This window comes from Pseudomonas trivialis (assembly GCF_001439805.1).
Taxonomy (GTDB): domain Bacteria; phylum Pseudomonadota; class Gammaproteobacteria; order Pseudomonadales; family Pseudomonadaceae; genus Aquipseudomonas; species Aquipseudomonas trivialis.
Map to the genome: position 1 here is coordinate 1 of NZ_JYLK01000026.1, position 20,782 is coordinate 20,782.

A 20,782-nucleotide genomic window follows, 5' to 3' on the forward strand; every position below is an offset into this window, starting at 1 on the left:
CCGTCTCGGCCAAGCGGCGCGTCATGCGAGCGTAGCGGTCTAGCCAACTGACAGCCTCCATGCGTTTGCCACAGTCGCGGCAACCAACACGCCTGAGCAAAACGCTGAGGCGCACCGCACGACCGAGTATGGGCAAATCACGAATCACTCGCTCGCAATACTCATGAGTGGTTGAACAGGGTTTCTGGCAGCCGCCGCAAGAAGGGAATCGGGTGGAGTGGGGAGTCAGATCGATCTGGAGGGCGTCACCATCAGGCTTGATGTTAACGACAGAAAAGCCCTCCCAAAAAGGAAGGAAAGTATTAATATCGTGCATAAGAACGCCGGTTTGTTAGATGTGTTTGCTCGCACGAACATCATCAATCAAATCGGCGTTCTTGTTTCTGTCTTTCCCGGGATTCCGTGAAGAACCAAAAAAAAGCCTCGCATTCAGCGAGGCTCTTTGTTCAATCTGCCGATCAGCTGCCTTTGATGGCCTGGCCATCAACAGTGCCATCCTGCAGCATGATGTTGTATTCCTTGCCGTCCGTCTCAACCTGACGCAACGCTACCAGCACGCCGCCCAGATCCTTGGCAAACCACATCTGGGTGATGCGCTTGCTCTGCGACGGGTCACGCACGCGCTCGACCTTGATCGCGTCGATGGCGCCTACCTTGGTCTGAACCTTTTCCGGACCAATCACGCGGAAGTCATACGTGTCGACGTCCGTGCCTTCGACGACGCGGTAGCTCATGCTTTTTTTGCCGGCGGCCACGTCACGTTGAAGGGCCAACTGGTAAGTCGACTTGTCGAGCATGCCGCTTTCCAGGGTCACGTTCACCGGGTCCTTGTTTTCAAAGCCGGTGACTTTCTTGGCGCTCTGGTCGAAGTCCAGGTTGACCTTCTTCGATTTACCCAGGCCGCCACGTTCGAAGCTGTAGCTCACCGGCTGCAGGGCGTCCTTGTCGAAACGGATCACGCTGGTTTCGGTGAGGCTGGCGATCATCATGGAAGCCTTGAAGTTCAAGGTCCAGGAGCCGTTGTCATTCTTGGTCAGGCTGCGTTCGGCCGAACCGCTCATGGGCAACTGTTTCCAGTCGGCGGTGTAGCTGGCGGAGAAAGGGTGAAGGTCTGCTGCCTGCACGGCAGGCAAGGCGAACAGCGCAAAAGCGAAGAGCAGGGCGCGACGCATAAAATCTCCTAAGTTCGAATCAAGTGGCCGCTGGCCGCGAGTAACTGACCGTCCAATAATGCACCCTGTTCACCGAGAATCAACCGACCCTCGGCAAACCAGCGAACAGCCAGTGGGTAAATTCTGTGTTCCTGGGCATGAACCCGTTGCGCAAGGCTCTGCGCCGAGTCACCCGACTCTACCGGAACCACTGCCTGTACGACCAGAGGTCCGCCATCGAGTTCCTCGGTGACAAAGTGCACGCTGCAGCCGTGCTCGCCGTCGCCGGCGTCAAGTGCGCGCTGATGGGTGTGCATGCCTTTGTATTTGGGCAGCAGGGAAGGGTGGATATTGAGCAGGCGGCCTGCGTAGTGCCGCACGAAGTCAGCGCTGAGGATGCGCATGAAACCGGCCAGAACCACGAGTTGAGGGTTGAAGGCGTCGATCAGTTCGATCAAGGCCGCGTCGAAGGCCTCGCGACCATCGAATGCCTGGTGATCCAGCGAGCGGGTGTCGATGCCGGCGTCCCTGGCGCGTTGCAGGCCGTAGGCATCGCTGCGATTGGAAATCACCGCAGCGATGCGCGCCGGGCCGTCGCCGGTGCGCGTGCTGTCGATCAAGGCCTGCAAGTTGCTGCCGGTGCCGGAAAGCAGCACCACGACATTACAGGTCCGAGGCATCAGTGAGCCTTGAGGTTCTTCAGTTCGACCTGGGCTGCGCCGTGCGCGGCAGTGGCGATCTGGCCGATCACCCAAGGCTGCTCGCCGGCTTCACGCAAGACGTTCAGCGCTGTTTCAACGTGTTCCTGCGCCACACAGATGACCATGCCCACGCCGCAGTTGAGTACGCGGTGCATCTCGGTCTCGTCCACGTTGCCCTGCTCCTGCAGCCAGTCAAAGACTGCCGGGCGCTGCCAGCTGGCCACGTCGACAATCGCCTGGGCGCCTTTTGGCAGCACGCGCGGAATGTTGTCCAGCAGGCCGCCGCCGGTGATGTGGGCCATGGCTTTTACCGCGCCGGTGTCCTTGATCAGTTTGAGCAGTGGCTTGACGTAGATGCGGGTCGGGGCCATCAGCAGGTCGGCCAGCGGCTTGCCGTCGAGCTGGGTGTTCTCGATGTCGGCGCCGGACACTTCGATGATCTTGCGAATCAGCGAGTAACCGTTGGAGTGCGGGCCGGAGGATGGCAGGGCGAGCAGGGCGTCGCCGGCAGCGACTTTGGAGCCGTCGATGATCTCGGCCTTTTCCACCACGCCTACGCAGAAACCGGCCAGGTCGTAGTCTTCGCCTTCGTACATGCCGGGCATTTCAGCGGTTTCGCCGCCGACCAGGGAGCAACCCGACAATTCGCAGCCGGCGCCGATACCGGTCACCACCTGTGCCGCGGTGTCTACGTTCAGCTTGCCGGTGGCATAGTAGTCGAGGAAGAACAGCGGCTCGGCGCCGCACACCACCAGGTCGTTGACGCACATGGCGACCAGGTCGATGCCGATGGTGTCGTGCTTGTTCAGGTTCAGCGCCAGACGCAGCTTGGTGCCCACGCCGTCGGTGCCGGACACCAGCACAGGCTGCCTGTAGCCGGCCGGGATTTCGCAGAGGGCGCCAAAACCGCCCAGGCCGCCCATGACTTCGGGGCGCGCAGTGCGCTTGGCGACGCTCTTGATGCGTTCGACCAATGCTTCACCGGCGTCGATGTCTACACCGGCGTCCTTGTAGCTCAGGGAGGGTTGCTTGCTCATGATCCAGGCCTTTAGGGGGGATTTCTGGGTTACGACCGAGCCGGCGACGGCGTTTGTGAAAAGGCCTCGACGTTGACGGTCTGCGAAGGCGCGCGATTTTATCAGGCTTGAGGGGCAGCGGCCATCCTCGGGCCGACGGGCAGGGCCATATAGGCCAAAAAAGCCGATTAAAAAAATGCTCACCGGCCCTGTCCTGGTGCGTATTAAGGTATAGCCTTGAGCAAGCTATCGTTGTGACAGTCTGAAAACTTACCGCAACCCTGTGAATGTTTTACCAATCACTGTGGTCACAGCCTGGCTGAACCGGGTGCACGCGGTCTGTTCCACCCGCTAAATTTGTCGTTCGGGAATCTTCCATGCGTTTGTGTAAATTCTTTTTTGTAGGCTGTTTGTCGTTGTTCAGCCTGGCGAGTCATGCCGAAACCCTCAATGGCCTCTATCAAGTACTCGAACCTGTGAGCAGTCAGTCGCCCCAGGAGCGTGACCAGGCCACCCAGCGCGCGGTGCAGACCCTGGTGATTCGCCTGACCGGCGACGCCAGGGCCGCCGAAGGCCCGGGCCTGGCGGCGATCCGCAAGGACCCGCAGCAAATCATTACGCAATACGGCTACGACGCCGGCCCGCCGGAAAGCCTGCAGGTGGATTTCGACCCGGTCAGCACCGACCGCGCGCTGCGTGATGCGGGCCTGTCGATCTGGGGCAGCAACCGCCCGTCGATCCTCGGCTGGTGGCTGAACGATTCCACCGAAGGCAGCAGCCTGGTCGGTGATGGTCAACCCGTCGCCCAGGCGCTGCGCCGTGCGGCGCAGCATCGCGGCCTGCCGCTGCGCCTGCCGTTGGGTGATCTGGATGAGCAGGTGGTTGCCACCGCACCGAATCTGGAAAGCGCCGACGCCACGCCGTTGCGCGCCGCGTCCGAGCGCTACGGCGCCGACGCATTGCTTGCGGTGCATGCGCGTCAGGAGGGCAACCAGTGGCAGGCCAAATGGCGGCTGTGGCTGGGCGATAAAAGCGAGCAGGGCAGTGCACAAGGCGCCGACACCGCTGCGGTAGCCGACGCGGTGCTGCTGGCCGTGAGCCAGAAGCTCGCACCGCGCTTTGCTGTCAAACCGGGCGTGACCACCGAACAATTGCTGGAAGTGCAGGGCATGAACCTGGAGCGCTACGCCTCGCTCGCTCACCTGTTGGAACCCTTTGGCGGCCAGCCGCAACTAGTGGACGGCAATCGCATTGTGTATCGCGTCAATGGCAGTGCCGATCAATTGCGCACCCAACTGAGCCTGGCCAGGTTGCAGGAAATTCCCGCAGGTGAAGCGCCTGTTCAGCCACCCGCAGTTGATGGCACGCAACCCGCAGCGGCACCTGAACCTCAGGCGCAACTGCGTTTTCGTTGGTAAATGTTCTTCCTTATATAGAAGCAATTGGAGTGGTGTATGGCGGATACGCGTCGTTGGGTGTGGCTTGGCGGGATTGTCCTGCTGTGCGTTTTTGTGTTCCTGCTGCATTCGATCCTGACGCCGTTTCTGGTCGCGTTGTTGCTCGCCTATCTGTTCGATCCGGTCGTGGATCGCCTGGAAAAGCTCGGCCTGTCGCGGACCCTGGGCGTGGTGACGGTGTTTGCGCTGTTCACGTTGATCATCACCGCGCTGGTGCTGGTGCTGGTGCCGATGCTGGCCAAGCAGCTGTTTCGCTTGTACGAGCTGGCGCCGCAGATGCTCGACTGGCTGCAGCACACGGCAATGCCGTGGGCTCAGACCAAGCTGGGGCTGTCGGAAGGGTTCTGGAAGTTCGACAAGGTCAAGGCCGCGATCAGCGAGCATATGGGCCAGACCACCGACATCGTCGGTGTGGTGCTCAGTCAGGCCACCGCTTCAAGCCTGGCGCTGATCGGCTGGCTGACGAACCTGGTGCTGATTCCGGTAGTGGCGTTCTACCTGCTACGCGACTGGGACATCATGATGGCCAAGATTCGCGGCCTGCTGCCGCGTGACAGTGAGGAGCGCGTGGTGTCCCTGGCTGCAGAGTGCCATGAGGTGCTCGGTGCGTTCGTGCGCGGCCAGTTGTTGGTGATGCTGGCGCTGGGCATCATCTACGCGGCCGGGCTGATGGCCATCGGCCTGGAGCTGGGCCTGTTGATCGGCCTGATCGCGGGCCTGGCGGCCATTGTGCCGTACATGGGCTTTGTGATCGGGATCGGCGCGGCGCTGGTGGCCGGGTTGTTCCAGTTCGGCGGCGACCTGTACCCGATGCTTGGGATTGTCGCGGTGTTCATGGTCGGCCAGGCCCTCGAAGGCATGGTGCTGACGCCCTTGCTGGTGGGCGATCGGATCGGCCTGCATCCGGTGGCGGTGATCTTTGCGATCTTGGCGGGCGGTGAGCTGTTCGGTTTTACCGGCATCCTGCTGGCCTTGCCCGTGGCGGCGGTGATCATGGTGTTGGTGCGCCATGTGCACGTGTTGTACAAGGATTCGGATGTGTACACGGGCGTCGAAGACCCCGAGCTGTAATCGCAGTGCGACAAACCCGGCTCATGGCCGGGTTTGTTGTTTATAAGGTGGGCGCGTCAAACACTCCGTATAAACCGGCAGGTTAACGCAAACCTTTGATTTTGCTTGTGGTCTGCTGCATTGTGCGCCCGGCGTCACGGGTATAGACTTTGCCAACTTTACACAGAGGCCACTAGCGGTTCGATGGGAGCCGTTCAGTCAGCATGAAACCGATTCAGCTGCCCCTAGGTGTGCGTCTGCGTGATGACGCAACCTTTATCAATTACTACCCAGGCGCCAATGCCGCAGCTCTCGGCTATGTCGAGCGTCTATGCGAAGCCGACGCCGGGTGGACGGAAAGCCTGATCTATCTATGGGGCAAACATGGCGTGGGCCGTACCCACCTGCTGCAGGCCGCGTGCCTGCGCTTCGAGCAGATGGGCGAGCCGGCGGTATACCTGCCATTGGCCGAGCTGATGGACCATGGCATCGGCATCTTCGACAACCTCGAGCAATACGAGCTGGTGTGCCTGGATGACCTGCAGGTCATCGCCGGCAAGGCGCAGTGGGAAGAGGCCTTGTTCCATCTGTTCAACCGCCTGCGTGACAGCGGCAGGCGCCTGTTGATCGCAGCATCCACCTCGCCCCGGGAGTTGCCGGTCAAATTGGCCGACCTCAAGTCACGCCTCACCCTGGCGCTGATCTTCCAGATGCGCCCCTTGTCCGACGAAGACAAATTGCGCGCCCTGCAATTGCGTGCATCCCGTCGCGGCCTGCACCTTACCGACGAAGTCGGGCATTTTATTCTCACCCGTGGCACCCGCAGCATGAGCGCGCTGTTCGATTTGCTCGAACAACTTGATCAGGCGTCCCTGCAGGCGCAAAGAAAATTGACGATCCCTTTTCTCAAAGAGACGCTGGGTTGGTAACTGCCTGATTTGCAAGGATTCGGCAGTTTTCAGGCGCCAGAAATTCTGCGTTTGAGCCGCATTGGCTACGCAGTTTGCTCATTAAATGGAATTACGGCTTAGATGTCGCAGTCCAATCGCCAAGTCACATAGACCTCGATTGAATTTGCAAATCGATCCGATAGCGGGCATAGTCTCGGCTTCTTTACATACCCGCCACGGTCGTGCCCATGCTAAATCGCTTCGCACCCCTCGTGCCTCTCGCACTCATTACCCTGTTGTTTGGTTGCGCCTCCCAGCCCCAGCAAGTGGCTGTCCAGCAAAAACCACAGGTTCAAAGCCAAGCGAAATTCGTTGCTGCGCAGTCTGCTTCCGTTTACGAAGAAGAGCTGGCAACCGAAAAGGAACTGACCGATTTCTCCGGCAGCAAGCCTTACCAACTCCCGGTGCTGGCCGACAGCATTCTCGAACGCGGCATGTCGCTGATCGGTACCCGTTACCGTTTCGGCGGCACCTCTGAAGCCGGTTTCGATTGCAGCGGTTTCATCGGTTATCTGTTTCGTGAAGAGGCGGGCATGAATCTGCCACGCTCGACGCGCGAAATGATCAACGTGAAAGCACCGTTGGTCGCACGCAACAACCTCAAGCCTGGCGATCTGCTTTTCTTCAGTACAGCGGGCCGTGGTCGTGTCAGCCACGCCGGTATCTACCTGGGCGATAACCAGTTTATCCACTCCAGCAGCCGTCGCAGTGGCGGTGTTCGAGTCGACAGCCTGGGCGACAGCTACTGGAGCAAGACCTTCATCGAAGCCAAGCGCGCACTGGCCATGGCCCCGTCTACAGTGACCGCCAGTAAGTAAAGTTAAAGTGATACTTGAAGTTTGACGTGTAAGCGCTAGAATCCCTGGACATTGTTGTAATCCGTTCGCGCGAGCTTTGCTTGCGCGTTCTGGTTTTCAGCGTTCGGCAGCGAAAGCCGCATCCAGACCAGGATTGTTCTGCCCATGTCGACCTCGGCCCGCCTCATGCTTCTTGTTTGCGCCGCGCTGCTCAGCGCCTGCGCAAGCCGTCCACCGCCGCCGGCGCCTGTCGCCGTCAAGCCCAAGCCGGTGTTCAACTACGCTGCCACCCAGAGTTTCTCGCCTGCGGCCGAAGACGTGCTGTTCCGTGCACTCGGCCTGGTCGGTACGCCCTATCGCTGGGGCGGTAATACGCCGGATTCGGGATTCGATTGCAGTGGCCTGATCGGGTTCGTCTATCGTGATGCCGCCGGCATTTCCCTGCCGCGTACCACCCGCGAACTGATTGTGATGCGCGCCCAGGACGTGAGTGAGCAGAACCTGCAGACCGGTGATTTGCTGTTCTTCGCCACTGGCGGCGGTTCCCGCGTTAGCCATGCGGGCATCTATGTGGGCGAGGGCCGCTTTGTTCACGCACCGCAAACCGGCGGTACGGTGAAGCTGGATACCCTGTCCAAGGCGTATTGGCAGAATGCCTACCTGAGCGCCAAGCGCGTATTACCGGCCGAGCATCTGGCGCGCAACCCTTAACGCTCAAACGAAGATCCAAATGTGGGAGGGGCTTGCCCCTCCCAGATTTTTTGCGGCGTTTATTTAGCGGCTGAAACTCGCCACACCTTATTCCCCACATCATCGGCCACGAGCAGATCCCCCTGCTGATCGATCACCACGCCCACCGGCCGGCCCATGGCTTTCTCGTCCTTGTCGAGGAAACCGGTCAGCACGTCCACCGGCTGCCCCTTGGGTTGCCCGCCTTCGAACGGCACGAAGATCACCTTGTAGCCACTGTGCGGCTTGCGGTTCCACGAGCCGTGCTGACCGATGAACGCGCCGTTGCTGAAGGGCGCCGGGAGTTTGCTGCCTTCGGCAAAGGTCAGGCCCAGGGAGGCGGTATGCGGGCCCACGGCGTAGTCCGGCGCAATGGCCTTGGCCACAAGCTCCGGGTTCTGCGGCGTCACGCGCACGTCCACATGCTGGCCGTAGTAGCTGAACGGCCAGCCATAAAAGCCACCGTCCTTGACCGAAGTGATGTAGTCCGGCACCAGGTCGCTGCCGATTTCGTCGCGCTCGTTGACTGCCGTCCACAGTTTGCCGCTCTGCGGCTCCCAGGCCATGCCGTTGGGGTTGCGCAGACCCGAGGCGAAAATCCGGTGCTGGCCGGTGGCGCGGTCGACTTCCCAGATCGCTGCGCGGCCTTGTTCGACTTCCAGGCCGTTTTCGCCGACGTTACTGTTGGAGCCGACACTCACGTACAGCTTGCTGCCGTCCTTGCTCGCCACCACGTTTTTCGTCCAGTGGTGATTCAGCGGGCCACCGGGCAAGTCCACAACCGTGGCGCCCTGGGTTTTGATCGCGGTCTCGCCCGGTTGATAGGCGAAGCGCAGCAGTTTGTCCGAGTCGGCCACGTACAGGTCGTTGCCCACCAGGGTCATGCCGAATGGCGAGTTGAGGTTTTCCAGGAACACCGTGCGTGTCTCGGCCACGCCGTCGTGGTCGGCATCGCGCAGCAGGGTGATGCGGTTCGGGCTCGGCACGCCGGCGCCGGCGCGGCCCATGACTTTCTCCATCACCCAGCCGCGAATGCCCTTGGCATCATCCGGCTTGGGCGGCGCGTTGGTTTCGGCCACCAGCACGTCGCCATTGGGCAACACATACAGCCAGCGCGGGTGGTCCAGGCCTTCGGCGAACGCGGCCACCTGGGTACCAGCGGCGGCCGTCGGCTTGGCGCCTTCAGGCCAGCCGATGGCCGGTGCGATATTCACGGTGGGGATCAGCGTCTTGTTCGGCTGCGGCAATTTGGGCGACGGCCCGGTGCCATCCGAGACCTGCAACGTCGAGCTTTCACCGCAGGCGGCGAGGGTGCCGGCGAGCATGATGAGTAAGGCGAGTCTTGTTTTATGCATGATTTTCTCCTGAATGCCTGTAAGGGTAGAGGATTGCCTGCGCGGGATGGTTCAAGTGTCAGGCCAGCTTTAATTGACGCTCCACCCCCAACCCACTAACCTTCGCCGCTTGTTCCAGGTGCTCCGTGGCGCGTGCGTCGACAGAGTGAAACAGGGAAGCCGGTGAGTGAGCGCACTTGTACACAGTGCTGCCGCGATCCCGGCGCTGCCCCCGCAACGGTAAATGAGTCAAAACGGTGCTGTTTGCCACTGTATCGTGCGCGATATGGGAAGGCGCGCCGCCGGCCTGCCTGCGCTTGATACGTGCAGGCGCCGCTCATGAGTCCGGAGACCGGCCTTGAACATTCAACAGCATCACGGTGGGCGATGCTTGGCTGTCTGTATGCGCTTGTTTCCTGCCCGCCGTTTTTGTCCAGCCCCAACGGAGAGCTGCCATGACCGATTCCCCCGAACGCGACGAGCGCCATCTGGCGCGCATGCTGCGCAAAAAAGCCGTGATCGACGAGCGCATCGCCAATTCTCCGAATGAGTGCGGCCTGCTGCTGGTGCTCACCGGCAACGGCAAAGGCAAGAGCAGCTCGGCCTTCGGCATGCTGGCCCGTGCCATGGGCCATGGCATGCAGTGCGGTGTGGTGCAGTTCATCAAGGGCCGTTTCAGCACCGGCGAAGAGATGTTCTTCCGCCGCTTCCCCGAGCAGGTGCGCTTTCACGTGATGGGCGAAGGCTTCACCTGGGAAACCCAGGACCGCCAGCGCGACATCGCCGCCGCCGAGGCCGCCTGGGCGGTGTCCCGGGCGATGCTGCAAGACCCCTCCATTGGCCTGGTGGTGCTGGACGAGTTGAACATCGCCCTCAAGCACGGCTACCTCAACCTTGATCAGGTCCTCAGCGACCTGCAGGCCCGCCCGCCGATGCAACACGTGGTGGTCACCGGCCGTGGCGCCAAGCCCGAACTGATTGAAATGGGCGACACCGTGACCGAAATGGGCATGCTCAAGCACGCATTCCAGGCCGGCATCAAGGCTCAGAAGGGCGTCGAACTTTGAATCAGCCCCGTCATTGCCCGGCCGTTCTGATCGCCGCACCGGCGTCCGGCCAGGGCAAAACCACCGTGACCGCTGCCCTGGCCCGCTTGCACCGCAACCTTGGGCGCAAGGTACGCGTGTTCAAATGCGGCCCGGACTTCCTCGACCCGATGATCCACGAGCGCGCCAGTAGTGCGCCGGTGTATCAGTTGGACATGTGGATGGTGGGCGAGCAGGAAAGTCGTCGCCTGTTGTGGGAAGCGGCGGGCGAGGCCGACCTTATTCTGATCGAAGGCGTCATGGGCCTGTTTGACGGCACGCCCTCCAGCGCCGACCTGGCGCGACATTTCGGCGTGCCGGTGCTCGGCGTGATCGACGGCACCGCCATGGCCCAGACCTTCGGCGCACTGGCCCTGGGCCTGGCGCGCTACCAGCCGGATCTACCGTTTGCCGGCGTGCTGGCCAACCGCGTCGGTACCCTGCGCCATGCGCAACTGCTCGAAGGCAGCCTCACCGAAGGCCTGCGCTGGTACGGCGCGCTGTCGCGCGAGACCGGTATCGAACTGCCCAGCCGTCACCTGGGCCTGGTGCAGGCCAGCGAACTCAATGACCTCGACGCGCGCCTGGACGCCGCCGCCCAGGCCCTTGGCAGCAGTTGCGAAGTGGCGGTGCCGCCGCCGGTGACCTTTGCCGTGCCTGAAGTGATCGCGGCCGAGCCGCTGCTCGCCGGCGTGCGCATTGCCATCGCGCGGGACGAAGCGTTTGCCTTCACCTATGGCGCCAGCCTGGACCTGTTGCGGGCGATGGGCGCCGAGCTGACGTTCTTTTCTCCGCTCCACGATAGGCAACTGCCCGACGCCGACAGCCTGTACCTGCCCGGTGGTTACCCGGAGCTGCATCACCAGGCGCTGTCGCACAATACCTCGATGCTCGCGTCCATTCGCGCCCATCACGCGGCGAACAAACCCTTGCTCGCCGAGTGTGGCGGCATGTTGTACCTGCTCGACTCGCTCACCGACGTCGACGGCACCCGCGCCGAACTGGTGGGCCTGTTGCAGGGCGACGCGGTGATGCAGAAAAAACTGGCAGCGCTGGCGCTGCAGAGTGTCGAGCTGCCGGAGGGCACGTTGCGCGGGCACACCTATCACCATTCCTTGACCAGCACCGAGTGGCAGCCGATCGCCCGTGGCCTGAGTCCCAATGGCGGGCGCGGCGCCGAGGCGGTGTATCGGCAGGGACGGATGACCGCTTCCTATGTGCACTTTTACTTTCCGTCGAATCCGGCGGCGGTGGCCGCGCTGTTTGCGCCGGACCTCAAGACAGCGTTCACAGATCAAACGGTGGGAGCGGGCTTGCCCGCGACAGCGCCATGACCGACCACGCCTTCCCCCAGGCCGAGCGCGACGCGGTCTACCGCGCCATCGCCGAACGCCGCGACATGCGCCACTTCAGCGGGGGTACGATCACACCCGAATTACTGCAGCGCCTGCTCCAGGCCGCGCATCAGGCCCCGAGTGTCGGCCTGATGCAGCCGTGGCGGTTTATCCGCATCAGCGACCGCCCGTTGCGCGGGCGGATTCAGCAACTGGTGGAAGAGGAACGCGTGCGCACCGCCCAGGCCCTGGGCGAGTGCTCCGACCAGTTCATGAAGCTCAAGGTCGAAGGCATCCATGACTGCGCCGAAGTGCTGGTGGCGGCGTTGATGGATGACCGCGAGCGGCATATCTTCGGCCGTCGCACTTTGCCGGAAATGGACATGGCCTCGCTGTCCTGCGCGATCCAGAACCTGTGGCTGGCGGCGCGGGTGGAAGGGCTGGGCATGGGCTGGGTGTCGCTGTTCGAGCCCCAGGCCCTGGCCGACCTGCTGGGCTTGCCGCCGGGCGCCAAACCCCTGGCCGTATTGTGCCTGGGCCCGGTCGCCGAATTTTATCCGGCGCCGATGCTGCAGCTCGAAGGCTGGCGCGAGCCACAACCGTTGAGTGACATGCTGTATGAAAATGCGTGGGGAGTGAGTCAATGAGTGTGGCCTTGCTGTGCGTCGCTGCGGTGGCGCTGGACGCGCTGCTGGGTGAGCCCCGGCGCTGGCATCCGCTGGTGGCGTTTGGCAACTTCGCCGGGCGTATCGAGCAACGCTTCAACAGCGGTGGACGCGGCTGGCGCAGCCATGGCGTGACCGCTTGGGTGATCGCGGTGGTGCCGTTGACCCTGCTGGCCACCGCGTTGTCATGGGCGCCCTGCATTGGCTGGGCGCTGGAGATCCTCGCGTTGTACTGCGCCCTGGGCATGCGCAGCCTGGGCGAACATGTGATGCCCGTGGCCCAGGCCCTGCGCAGCGATGACCTGGTTGAGGCGCGCGCACGGGTGAGCTACCTGGTCAGCCGCGAGACCGCCGAACTGGACGCCACCGACGTCGCCCGCGCCGCCACCGAATCGGTGCTGGAAAACGGCAGCGACGCGGTATTTGCCGCACTGTTCTGGTTTGTGGTTGCCGGCGTGCCAGGCGTGGTGCTCTATCGTCTGAGCAATACGCTGGACGCGATGTGGGGCTACCGCACTGAACGCTTCGAGCGCTTCGGCTGGGCGGCGGCCAGAATTGACGATGTGCTCAACTATATTCCCGCACGGCTGGTGGCCTTGACCTACGCCGTGCTGGGCAAGACCCGTCTGGCGCTCAAGTGCTGGCGCACCCAGGGTCCGAGCTGGGACAGTCCCAACGCCGGGCCGGTGATGGCGTCTGGCGCGGGCGCGCTGGGCGTGGCGCTGGGCGGCGAAGCGATTTATCACGGCGAGCTGCACCAGCGTCCACCGCTGGGCGAAGGCCCGCCGGCGGATGCCGATGCCATCGAGCGGGGCTGGCAACTGGTGCAGCGCGGCGTGTGGTTGTGGCTGCTGATCCTGTGCGTGGGGGCGCAATTTTATGCTTGAGCACGGCGGACGGCTGCGCAAGGCGGCCATTCAATACGGTATTGCCGAAGATCAGTGGCTCGACTTGTCCAGCGGCCTGGCGCCGTGGCCATGGCCGATCCCCGAGATCCCGCTGCCGGCCTGGGCGCGCCTGCCGGAAACCGACGATGGCCTGGAGTTGGCCGCCAGCGAGTATTACGGCGCGGCGCACGTGTTGGCGGTGGCCGGTTCCCAGATGGCCATCCAGCTACTGCCGCGCCTGCGTCGCTCCGGCAAGGTCGGCGTGCTGTCGCCGTGTTATGCCGAACACGCTGAAGCCTGGCGTCGCGCCGGGTATGTGGTGCGCGAAGTGCAGGAGCAGGAAGTCGACTTCTTTCTCGACAGCCTTGATGTGCTGGTGGTGGTCAACCCGAACAACCCCACCGGGTTGAGCCTGAGCCCGCGACGCCTGCTCGACTGGCACACCCGCCTGGCGCAGCGCGGTGGCTGGCTGGTGGTGGACGAAGCGTTCATGGACGTCACCCCGCACCTGAGCCTGGCGGGCCATGCCCATCAGGTCGGGTTGATCGTGCTGCGTTCATTCGGCAAGTTCTTCGGCCTGGCCGGTGTGCGGCTGGGCTTTGTCCTGGCCGAGCGGCGGTTGCTCAAGTTGCTCGCCGAGCAGGTCGGTCCCTGGGCCGTCAGCGGGCCGACACGTGTGCTGGGTCAGGCATGTCTGCGTGACAGCGACGGGCACACGCGCCAGCGCGCGCGGTGTGTCGAGGCCGGGCAGCGTTTGTTTGCCCTGCTCGAGCGCCACGGCTTTCAACCTCAGGGCGGCTGCGCTCTGTTCCAGTGGTTGATCACGACGCACGCCGAACGGCTGCACGAATTCATGGCCCAGCGCGGCATCCTGCTGCGCCTGTTTGCCCACAACAGCAGCCTGCGCTTCGGCCTGCCCGACACCGAGGTCGACTGGCTGCGCCTCGAGACGGCCCTGGCCGCTTACCGGGAGACTGCATGAGTACGCTGATGGTGCAGGGCACCACCTCCGATGCCGGCAAAAGTACCCTGGTGACCGCGCTGTGCCGCTGGCTGGTGCGCCAGGGCGTGGCGGTGGCGCCGTTCAAGCCGCAGAACATGGCCCTCAACAGCGCCGTGACCGCCGAAGGCGGCGAGATCGGCCGTGCCCAGGCCGTGCAGGCCCAGGCCGCGCGCCTGGTGCCCCACACCGACATGAACCCGGTGTTGCTCAAACCCAACAGCGACACCGGCTCCCAGGTCATCATCCATGGCCGCGCCGTCACCAGCATGAACGCGGTGGCCTACCACGATTACAAAGCCATTGCGATGCAGGCGGTACTGGCCTCCCATGCACGCCTGAGCGCAGCCTATCCGGTGGTGATGGTGGAAGGCGCGGGTTCGCCGGCAGAGATCAACCTGCGCGCCAACGACATCGCCAACATGGGCTTTGCCGAGGCGGTGGACTGCCCGGTGCTGCTGATCGCCGATATCAACCGTGGCGGCGTGTTCGCCCATTTGGTGGGTACCCTGGAACTGCTCTCGCCCAGCGAACAGGCGCGGGTCCGGGGCTTTATCATCAACCGCTTTCGCGGCGACATCGCGCTGCTGCAGCCGGGGCTGGATTGGCTCCAGGCACGCACCGGCAAACCGGTGGTGGGCGTGTTGCCCTATGTGATGGACCTGCACCTGGAAGCCGAGGACGGCATCGACCGGCGCCAGATCGACAAGGCTGCACAGGTGCTCAAGGTGGTGGTGCCGGTGTTGCCGCGCATCAGCAACCATACGGATTTCGACCCGTTGCGCCTGCATCCCCAGGTGGACCTGCAGTTCGTGGGGCCGGGCCAGCCGATTCCGGCCGCGGACCTGATCATCCTGCCGGGCTCGAAAAGTGTGCGCAGTGATTTGGCGTACCTGCGCGCCAATGGCTGGGACAGCGCCATGGCGCGGCACTTGCGCTATGGCGGCAAGGTGCTGGGGATTTGCGGTGGTTTGCAGATGCTGGGCGAGCAGGTGCATGACCCGCTTGGGCTGGAAGGGGCCGCGGGGTCCAGTGATGGGTTGAGGCTGCTGGCGTTCACCACCACACTGGAAGAAGAAAAGCAGTTGCGCAATGTGCGTGGGCGGCTGTTGTTGGAGGACGCTGAGGTCAGTGGCTATGAGATTCACGCGGGGGTGACGTCCGGTGACGGGCTGTCGCGTGCTGCGGTGCTGCTGGATGATGGGCGCAGTGATGGCGCGCTCAGTGCTGACGGGCAAATTCTCGGCACCTACTTGCACGGATTGTTCGAAACTCCCGCCGCGTGCAGCGCTTTGCTGCGTTGGGCCGGGTTGCTGGATGTGCAGGAGGTGGATTACCACGCGTTGCGTGAGCGCGATATCGAGCGGTTGGCGGATTTGGTCGAGAACCATCTGGATACCGAGTTGTTACGCAAACTGTGTGGAATCTGACGGTGTACAGACAGCCTCTCTGTGCCCGCGAAGGCGGCCTGACAGTCGGTCATTATTTAACTGAAACGCCACGTTCCCAATGTGGGAGGGGGCTTGCTCCCGATGGCGGTTTTTCAGTGTACCTGTCCGTTGCTGCGGTAACGGCTGCTGATGGTTCCGCTCTTACAGCAGGTCACTTTTGGAAGAGCCCAAAAGTAACCAAAAGGCTCTCGCCCCACCACTCGGCACCTCGCTTAGGCTCGGTGTGCCCGAACACAGGCTTGAATCCGGGGGCCGCCACGATGGGCCATTCATGGCCCAGCGCGGCTAACCCGGCGTCCTGCCGGGTTGCCCACGGATTCAAACCTGCGTTCGGCCAGCGTGGTTTTACGGGGCGCCTGAGATCAAAATCAAAAGCCAGCTCAAAAGCTGATGTGCTTTTCTGTGGGAGCGGGCTTGCCCGCGATGGCGGCCTGACAGCCAAACAATTTCAGCCAACCGAAGGTGCCATCCATGCTTGAACTGATCCTCGGTGGCGCTCGCTCCGGCAAAAGCCGTCTCGCCGAAAAGCTTGCCAGCGACAGTGGGTTGCCGGTCACTTACATCGCCACCAGCCAACCGCTGGACGGTGAGATGAATGAGCGGGTTGCCTTGCATCGCCAGCGTCGACCCGAGCATTGGGGTTTGATCGAAGAGCCCATTGAGCTGGCGCGTGTCCTGCGCGACAACGCGGCAGTGGATCGCTGCCTGCTGGTTGATTGCCTGACCCTGTGGCTGACCAACCTGCTGATGCTCGAAGACGCGGGGCGCCTGGCGTTCGAGCGCGATCACCTGTTGGACACCCTGGCCTCGCTGCCGGGGCAGATCATTTTTGTCAGCAACGAGACCGGTCTGGGTGTCGTGCCGCTGGGCGAATTGACTCGCCGCTATGTGGATGAAGCCGGTTGGCTGCATCAAGCCCTGGCCGAGCGTTGTCAGCGTGTTGTCCTGACCGTCGCCGGCCTGCCCCTGACTTTGAAAGGTACTGCGTTATGACTGACACCTGGTGGCTCAACCCGTGCAGGGCGATTGACGTCTCGGCGTACGAACAGGCCCTGGCGCGCCAGCAGCAATTGACCAAGCCGGCCGGTTCCCTTGGCCAGCTGGAAGCGCTGGCGGTGCAGTTGGCGGGGTTGCAAGGGCGGGTCAAGCCGTCGGTGGATCGGCTGTGGATCGCGATCTTCGCCGGCGATCACGGCGTAGTCGCCGAAGGTGTATCGGCCTTTCCCCAGGAAGTGACCGGGCAGATGCTGCATAACTTTGTCAGCGGCGGCGCGGCCATCAGTGTGTTGGCGCGTCAGTTGGATGCACAGCTGGAAGTGGTCGACCTCGGCACCGTCACGCCCGCGTTGAAACTGCCCGGCGTGCGTCATTTGAACCTCGGCGCGGGCACGGCGAATTTCGTCAAGGGTCCGGCGATGACTGCGGCCCAGGGCAGGCAAGCGTTGCAAGCCGGCCGCGATAGCGTGCTGCGCGCCCTGGAGAGCGGCGCGCAATTGTTTATCGGTGGCGAGATGGGCATCGGCAACACCACCGCCGCCAGTGCGCTGGCGTGTGCCTTGCTCGATTGCCCGGTGAAAGACCTGACCGGACCGGGCACGGGGCTCAATGCTCAGGGCGTCAGCCAAAAGGTGGCCGTTATCGAGCGCGCGCTGGCGCTGCACGCCGGGCAACGCGGTGATGCGTTGCAGACGCTGTTCAACCTCGGCGGGTTTGAGATCGTGGCGCTGGTCGGCGCGTATCTGGCCTGTGCCCAGGAGGGCGTCGCGGTGCTGGTGGACGGGTTTATCTGCACCGTCGCGGCGCTGGTGGCCACGCATCTGAACCCGGCGTGCCGCGAATGGCTGCTGTTTGGCCATCGTGGCGCCGAGCCAGGGCATCGCCACGTGCTGCAAAGCCTCGACACCCAGCCATTGCTGGACCTTGGCCTGCGCCTTGGCGAAGGCAGTGGCGCCGCAACGGCGGTGCCGCTGTTGCGCCTGGCCTGCGCGCTGCATGGGCAGATGGCGACCTTCGCCGAAGCGGCCGTGGCGGATCGTCCCGCATGATCTTGCACCTGGACTTGCTGCGTCACGGTGAAACCGAATTGGGCGGCGGCCTGCGCGGCAGCCTGGATGACGCGCTCACCGCCAACGGCTGGGCGCAGATGCGCGCCGCCGTCGTCGAGCAGGGCCCCTGGGACCGCGTCATCAGTTCGCCGCTGCAACGGTGTGCGCGTTTTGCCGAGGAGTTGGGTGCACGCCTCAACCTGCCGGTGAGCCTGGAAAAAGACCTGCAGGAGCTGCACTTCGGTGCCTGGGAAGGGCAGAGCGCGGCGGCACTGATGCAAACCGATGCTGAAGGCCTGGGCCTGTTCTGGGCCGATCCGTATAACTTCACCCCACCCGAGGGAGAGCCGGTCAGCGATTTTTCCGACCGCGTACTTGGTGCGGTCTCACGCCTGCATCAGGCCTATGCCGGTGAGCGCGTGCTGTTGATCAGCCACGGCGGGGTGATGCGTTTGCTGCTGGCCCGCGCGCGCGGCCTGCCCCGCGAGCGGTTGCTGAACGTCGAAGTCGGCCACGGCGGGCTGTTCAGCCTGCGCGTCGGCGCAGGCGGTGTATTGAAGGAAGACATCTGATCATGTTGCCGTTCTGGATCGCCCTGCAATTTCTGAGCAGCCTGCCGATTCGCTTGCCGGGCATGCCGCAACCTCAGGAACTGGGGCGTTCGTTGCTGTTCTATCCGCTGGTGGGCTTGCTCTTCGGGCTGCTGCTGTGGGGGCTCAACAGTCTGTTGATGGGCGCGCCGCTGTTGCTGCACGCCGCGCTGCTGTTGACCGCGTGGGTGCTGCTCAGTGGCGGCCTGCATCTGGACGGCCTGGCGGACAGCGCGGATGCCTGGCTCGGCGGCTTCGGCGACCGCGAGCGTACGCTCAGTATCATGAAAGACCCGCGCAGCGGGCCGATTGCCGTGGTGACCCTGGGCCTGGTGTTGCTGCTCAAGTTCGCGGCGCTGGTGGCGTTGATCGAGCAGCACAACGGCGCGGCCTTGATCCTGGCGCCGCTGATCGGGCGCGCCTCGATGCTGGCGCTGTTTCTCACCACGCGCTATGTGCGGGCAGGGGGATTAGGCCAGGCCTTGTCAGATCATTTACCGCGCGTGGTGGGCCAGCAGGTGCTGATCCTCAGCGCTTTGGCCTGCCTGCTGATCGGCGGTTTCAGTGGCGGTATCGCCGTGCTGCTCGCAGCGCTGTGCTTTATCGGCCTGCGCCGGCTGATGGTCAAGCGGCTCGGCGGCACCACCGGCGATACGGCCGGCGCCATGCTGGAGCTGCTGGAAGTGGCGGTGCTGGCGGGGCTGGCTTTGTAACACTTTCTTGCATTTGCTCAATCGCGGGTATATACACGCTCCATGCTTGCCTCCCAATGTTTATGTATCAACCTGCGTCGCGCCGCTCGTGGCGTCAGCAGGCACTACGACGGCGCCCTCGACGGCTTCGGGATCAACGTTGCCCAGTATTCCCTGCTGTGCAACCTGCAGCGGTTGGATCAGCCGAGCATTTCCAGTTTGGCCGACGCCATGGGCCTGGATCGCAGCACCCTGGGGCGCAATCTGCGGGTGCTGGAATGCGAAGGCCTGGTGCAGTTGGTCGAGGGTAGCGACCTGCGAAACCGTTTGGTGATGTTGACCGAAGCCGGTGCAGAGCGGCTGGCTGCCGCCTTGCCGGCCTGGGAAGCGGCGCAGCAGAAACTGATTGACCGACTGGGCGCCGACAAGCGCGAAACCCTGTTGGCCTTGCTGGACGAACTCGCCTGAGGGCAGGTTCGTTCGATGACAAGCGGGTATATACCCGCGAGCGGAGAACAAGAAATGACCTCGATGTGGCGCACCAGTGGCTGGGTTCTTGTGGGGAGTGCGCTGATCCTGGCGTTGTCTTTGGGCGTGCGCCACGGCTTTGGCCTGTTTTTGTCGCCGATGAGCGCCGAATTCGGCTGGGGCCGCGAAACCTTCGCCTTCGCCATTGCCTTGCAAAACCTGATCTGGGGTCTGGCACAGCCGTTCACCGGGGCCCTGGCCGACCGTTTCGGTGCGACCAAAACCGTGTTTGTCGGCGGCGTTCTTTACGCCGTGGGCCTGGTGTTGATGGGCTTGTCCGATTCGGCGTGGTCGCTGTCGTTAAGCGCGGGCCTGTTGATCGGCATCGGCCTGTCCGGCACGTCGTTTTCGGTGATCCTCGGGGTGGTCGGGCGTGCGGTGGCCCCGGAAAAACGCAGCATGGCCATGGGCATTGCCAGCGCTGCCGGGTCTTTTGGCCAATTCGCCATGGTGCCGGGTACCCTGGGTCTGATCAGTTGGCTGGGCTGGTCTGCCGCGCTGCTGGCGCTGGGTTTGATGGTGGCGCTGATTCTGCCGCTGGTCAGCATGCTCAAGGACAGGCCGCTGCCGGTACTGGCCGGCCAGCAGACCTTGCGTGAGGCGTTGCGCGAAGCCTGTTCCCACTCCGGCTTCTGGTTACTGGCCTTTGGCTTCTTTGTCTGCGGTTTTCAAGTGGTGTTCATCGGCGTGCATCTGCCCGCCTATCTGGTGGACCAGCATCTGCCGGCCACGGTCGGCACCACCGTGCTGGCATTGATCGGCCTGTTCAATATTTTCGGCACCTACACCGCCGGTTGGCTCGGCGGGCGCATGTCCAAGCCACGCCTGCTCACGGGGTTGTATCTGTTGCGCGCAGTGGTGATCGCGCTGTTCCTGTGGGCGCCGGTGACTCAGGTCAGCGCGTACCTGTTCGGCATGGCCATGGGGTTCCTGTGGCTGTCCACCGTGCCGCTGACCAATGGCACGGTCGCGACGCTGTTCGGTGTGCGAAACCTCTCCATGCTCGGTGGGATCGTGTTCCTGTTTCACCAACTCGGCTCGTTTCTCGGCGGCTGGTTGGGCGGGGTGGTCTATGATCATACCGGCAACTACGATTTGATCTGGCAGGTGGCAATTGTGCTGAGCCTGATCGCTGCAGGCCTGAACTGGCCGGTGCGCGAGCGGCCGGTGGCCAGGCTGCAGGCGCAAATGGAGGCAGCATGAGCGGGACAGCAAGGTCGTTGGTGATCGTCGCCGGCATCGTCCTGTTGCTGATGGCCTGGTGGGGCTGGCAACATGGCGGACTGGCGTTGATGCAACTGGGTATGTCGATCTGTTAAG

Annotated in this window: 22 protein-coding genes and 1 riboswitch; of the genes, 17 read left to right on the forward strand and 5 right to left on the reverse strand. The window is 63.2% G+C overall.

Features of this window, described 5'->3' with window-relative positions; translation table 11 throughout:
• From TU79_RS25760 to purM, 4 genes are all read right to left on the reverse strand, one after another.
• Positions 1-316, reverse strand: a 316-nt coding sequence (locus TU79_RS25760; RefSeq protein WP_169793818.1) for a transposase family protein, incomplete at its 3' end; no start/stop codon positions are given.
• 142 nt (positions 317-458) lie between these two features.
• Positions 459-1,172, reverse strand: a complete 714-nt coding sequence (locus TU79_RS24085) for a DUF3108 domain-containing protein (protein WP_003238835.1) — start codon at positions 1,170-1,172, stop codon at positions 459-461.
• An 8-nt stretch (positions 1,173-1,180) separates the two neighbouring features.
• Entirely contained in the window at positions 1,181-1,831 is a 651-nt protein-coding gene (gene purN / locus TU79_RS24090) for a phosphoribosylglycinamide formyltransferase (protein ID WP_057010332.1), read from the reverse strand.
• Positions 1,831-2,889, reverse strand: a complete 1,059-nt coding sequence (gene purM / locus TU79_RS24095) for a phosphoribosylformylglycinamidine cyclo-ligase (protein ID WP_057010333.1) — start codon at positions 2,887-2,889, stop codon at positions 1,831-1,833. Before purM ends, purN begins: the two co-directional genes overlap by 1 nt.
• A 356-nt stretch (positions 2,890-3,245) precedes the next feature.
• On the opposite strand from purM, the gene TU79_RS24100 reads away from it, so the two are divergent.
• From TU79_RS24100 to TU79_RS24120, 5 genes are all read left to right on the forward strand, one after another.
• Positions 3,246-4,286, forward strand: a complete 1,041-nt coding sequence (locus tag TU79_RS24100; protein ID WP_057010334.1) for a DUF2066 domain-containing protein — start codon at positions 3,246-3,248, stop codon at positions 4,284-4,286.
• A 36-nt stretch (positions 4,287-4,322) separates the two neighbouring features.
• Positions 4,323-5,396 (forward strand): AI-2E family transporter, encoded by a 1,074-nt coding sequence (locus tag TU79_RS24105; protein ID WP_057010335.1) that lies wholly within the window; start codon positions 4,323-4,325, stop codon positions 5,394-5,396.
• Between the two features lie 203 nt (positions 5,397-5,599).
• Positions 5,600-6,304, forward strand: coding sequence for a DnaA regulatory inactivator Hda (gene hda, locus TU79_RS24110; protein ID WP_003238826.1), 705 nt, complete (start codon positions 5,600-5,602; stop codon positions 6,302-6,304).
• 209 nt (positions 6,305-6,513) lie between these two features.
• Positions 6,514-7,143 carry a C40 family peptidase gene (locus tag TU79_RS24115; RefSeq protein WP_057010336.1) on the forward strand — a complete coding sequence of 210 codons (630 nt, stop codon included), beginning with the start codon at positions 6,514-6,516 and terminating at the stop codon, positions 7,141-7,143.
• Between the two features lie 144 nt (positions 7,144-7,287).
• Positions 7,288-7,833 (forward strand): C40 family peptidase, encoded by a 546-nt coding sequence (locus TU79_RS24120; RefSeq protein ID WP_057010337.1) that lies wholly within the window; start codon positions 7,288-7,290, stop codon positions 7,831-7,833.
• Positions 7,834-7,892: 59 nt separating this feature from the next.
• Here the strand turns inward: TU79_RS24120 and TU79_RS24125 are convergent, their stop codons facing one another.
• Complete coding sequence (locus TU79_RS24125) at positions 7,893-9,206, reverse strand: PQQ-dependent sugar dehydrogenase (protein ID WP_057010338.1); 1,314 nt, start codon at positions 9,204-9,206, stop codon at positions 7,893-7,895.
• Positions 9,207-9,305: 99 nt separating this feature from the next.
• Positions 9,306-9,560, forward strand: a riboswitch (cobalamin riboswitch).
• A gap of 80 nt (positions 9,561-9,640) precedes the next feature.
• Here TU79_RS24125 and cobO point away from each other — a divergent pair.
• The 12 genes from cobO (at position 9,641) to TU79_RS24185 (ending at position 20,665) form a co-directional block, all read left to right on the forward strand.
• Entirely contained in the window at positions 9,641-10,252 is a 612-nt protein-coding gene (gene cobO, locus TU79_RS24130) for a cob(I)yrinic acid a,c-diamide adenosyltransferase (protein ID WP_015372612.1), read from the forward strand.
• Positions 10,249-11,604 (forward strand): cobyrinic acid a,c-diamide synthase CobB, encoded by a 1,356-nt coding sequence (locus tag TU79_RS24135; protein WP_057010339.1) that lies wholly within the window; start codon positions 10,249-10,251, stop codon positions 11,602-11,604. Before cobO ends, TU79_RS24135 begins: the two co-directional genes overlap by 4 nt.
• Positions 11,601-12,251, forward strand: coding sequence for a 5,6-dimethylbenzimidazole synthase (bluB, locus tag TU79_RS24140; protein WP_057010340.1), 651 nt, complete (start codon positions 11,601-11,603; stop codon positions 12,249-12,251). Before TU79_RS24135 ends, bluB begins: the two co-directional genes overlap by 4 nt.
• Positions 12,248-13,156, forward strand: a complete 909-nt coding sequence (cbiB, locus tag TU79_RS24145) for an adenosylcobinamide-phosphate synthase CbiB (RefSeq protein WP_057010341.1) — start codon at positions 12,248-12,250, stop codon at positions 13,154-13,156. Before bluB ends, cbiB begins: the two co-directional genes overlap by 4 nt.
• Entirely contained in the window at positions 13,149-14,138 is a 990-nt protein-coding gene (cobD, locus tag TU79_RS24150) for a threonine-phosphate decarboxylase CobD (RefSeq protein ID WP_057010342.1), read from the forward strand. The genes cbiB and cobD overlap by 8 nt, the downstream gene beginning before the upstream one ends.
• Positions 14,135-15,586 (forward strand): cobyric acid synthase, encoded by a 1,452-nt coding sequence (locus tag TU79_RS24155; protein WP_057010343.1) that lies wholly within the window; start codon positions 14,135-14,137, stop codon positions 15,584-15,586. Before cobD ends, TU79_RS24155 begins: the two co-directional genes overlap by 4 nt.
• Positions 15,587-16,078: 492 nt before the next feature.
• The gene (gene cobU, locus TU79_RS24160) at positions 16,079-16,600 is read left to right on the forward strand and encodes a bifunctional adenosylcobinamide kinase/adenosylcobinamide-phosphate guanylyltransferase (protein ID WP_057010344.1); all 522 of its coding nucleotides are present in this window, start codon (positions 16,079-16,081) and stop codon (positions 16,598-16,600) included.
• The gene (gene cobT / locus TU79_RS24165; RefSeq protein WP_057010345.1) at positions 16,597-17,652 is read left to right on the forward strand and encodes a nicotinate-nucleotide--dimethylbenzimidazole phosphoribosyltransferase; all 1,056 of its coding nucleotides are present in this window, start codon (positions 16,597-16,599) and stop codon (positions 17,650-17,652) included. Before cobU ends, cobT begins: the two co-directional genes overlap by 4 nt.
• Positions 17,649-18,224, forward strand: coding sequence for an alpha-ribazole phosphatase family protein (gene cobC, locus TU79_RS24170; RefSeq protein ID WP_057010346.1), 576 nt, complete (start codon positions 17,649-17,651; stop codon positions 18,222-18,224). The genes cobT and cobC overlap by 4 nt, the downstream gene beginning before the upstream one ends.
• 2 nt (positions 18,225-18,226) lie before the next feature.
• A complete protein-coding gene (locus TU79_RS24175) occupies positions 18,227-18,955 on the forward strand; it encodes an adenosylcobinamide-GDP ribazoletransferase (protein ID WP_057010347.1) in 729 nt (242 codons plus the stop codon).
• A 42-nt stretch (positions 18,956-18,997) separates the two neighbouring features.
• The gene (locus TU79_RS24180; RefSeq protein ID WP_003238800.1) at positions 18,998-19,402 is read left to right on the forward strand and encodes a MarR family winged helix-turn-helix transcriptional regulator; all 405 of its coding nucleotides are present in this window, start codon (positions 18,998-19,000) and stop codon (positions 19,400-19,402) included.
• Between the two features lie 54 nt (positions 19,403-19,456).
• Positions 19,457-20,665 (forward strand): MFS transporter, encoded by a 1,209-nt coding sequence (locus TU79_RS24185; protein WP_057010348.1) that lies wholly within the window; start codon positions 19,457-19,459, stop codon positions 20,663-20,665.
• Positions 20,666-20,782: the final 117 nt, after the last annotated feature.

Coding starts and splice junctions, on each gene's coding strand:
- TU79_RS24100 (WP_057010334.1), top strand. CDS start 3,246: ATGCGTTTGTGTAAATTCTTTTTTGTAGGCTGTTTGTCGTTGTTCAGC.
- TU79_RS24085 (WP_003238835.1), bottom strand. CDS start 1,172: ATGCGTCGCGCCCTGCTCTTCGCTTTTGCGCTGTTCGCCTTGCCTGCC.
- TU79_RS24180 (WP_003238800.1), top strand. CDS start 18,998: ATGCTTGCCTCCCAATGTTTATGTATCAACCTGCGTCGCGCCGCTCGT.
- TU79_RS24115 (WP_057010336.1), top strand. CDS start 6,514: ATGCTAAATCGCTTCGCACCCCTCGTGCCTCTCGCACTCATTACCCTG.
- TU79_RS24185 (WP_057010348.1), top strand. CDS start 19,457: ATGACCTCGATGTGGCGCACCAGTGGCTGGGTTCTTGTGGGGAGTGCG.
- cobD (WP_057010342.1), top strand. CDS start 13,149: ATGCTTGAGCACGGCGGACGGCTGCGCAAGGCGGCCATTCAATACGGT.
- hda (WP_003238826.1), top strand. CDS start 5,600: ATGAAACCGATTCAGCTGCCCCTAGGTGTGCGTCTGCGTGATGACGCA.
- cbiB (WP_057010341.1), top strand. CDS start 12,248: ATGAGTGTGGCCTTGCTGTGCGTCGCTGCGGTGGCGCTGGACGCGCTG.
- cobC (WP_057010346.1), top strand. CDS start 17,649: ATGATCTTGCACCTGGACTTGCTGCGTCACGGTGAAACCGAATTGGGC.
- TU79_RS24105 (WP_057010335.1), top strand. CDS start 4,323: ATGGCGGATACGCGTCGTTGGGTGTGGCTTGGCGGGATTGTCCTGCTG.
- TU79_RS24125 (WP_057010338.1), bottom strand. CDS start 9,206: ATGCATAAAACAAGACTCGCCTTACTCATCATGCTCGCCGGCACCCTC.
- cobO (WP_015372612.1), top strand. CDS start 9,641: ATGACCGATTCCCCCGAACGCGACGAGCGCCATCTGGCGCGCATGCTG.
- purM (WP_057010333.1), bottom strand. CDS start 2,889: ATGAGCAAGCAACCCTCCCTGAGCTACAAGGACGCCGGTGTAGACATC.
- bluB (WP_057010340.1), top strand. CDS start 11,601: ATGACCGACCACGCCTTCCCCCAGGCCGAGCGCGACGCGGTCTACCGC.
- purN (WP_057010332.1), bottom strand. CDS start 1,831: ATGCCTCGGACCTGTAATGTCGTGGTGCTGCTTTCCGGCACCGGCAGC.
- cobT (WP_057010345.1), top strand. CDS start 16,597: ATGACTGACACCTGGTGGCTCAACCCGTGCAGGGCGATTGACGTCTCG.
- TU79_RS24120 (WP_057010337.1), top strand. CDS start 7,288: ATGTCGACCTCGGCCCGCCTCATGCTTCTTGTTTGCGCCGCGCTGCTC.
- TU79_RS24175 (WP_057010347.1), top strand. CDS start 18,227: ATGTTGCCGTTCTGGATCGCCCTGCAATTTCTGAGCAGCCTGCCGATT.
- TU79_RS24155 (WP_057010343.1), top strand. CDS start 14,135: ATGAGTACGCTGATGGTGCAGGGCACCACCTCCGATGCCGGCAAAAGT.
- cobU (WP_057010344.1), top strand. CDS start 16,079: ATGCTTGAACTGATCCTCGGTGGCGCTCGCTCCGGCAAAAGCCGTCTC.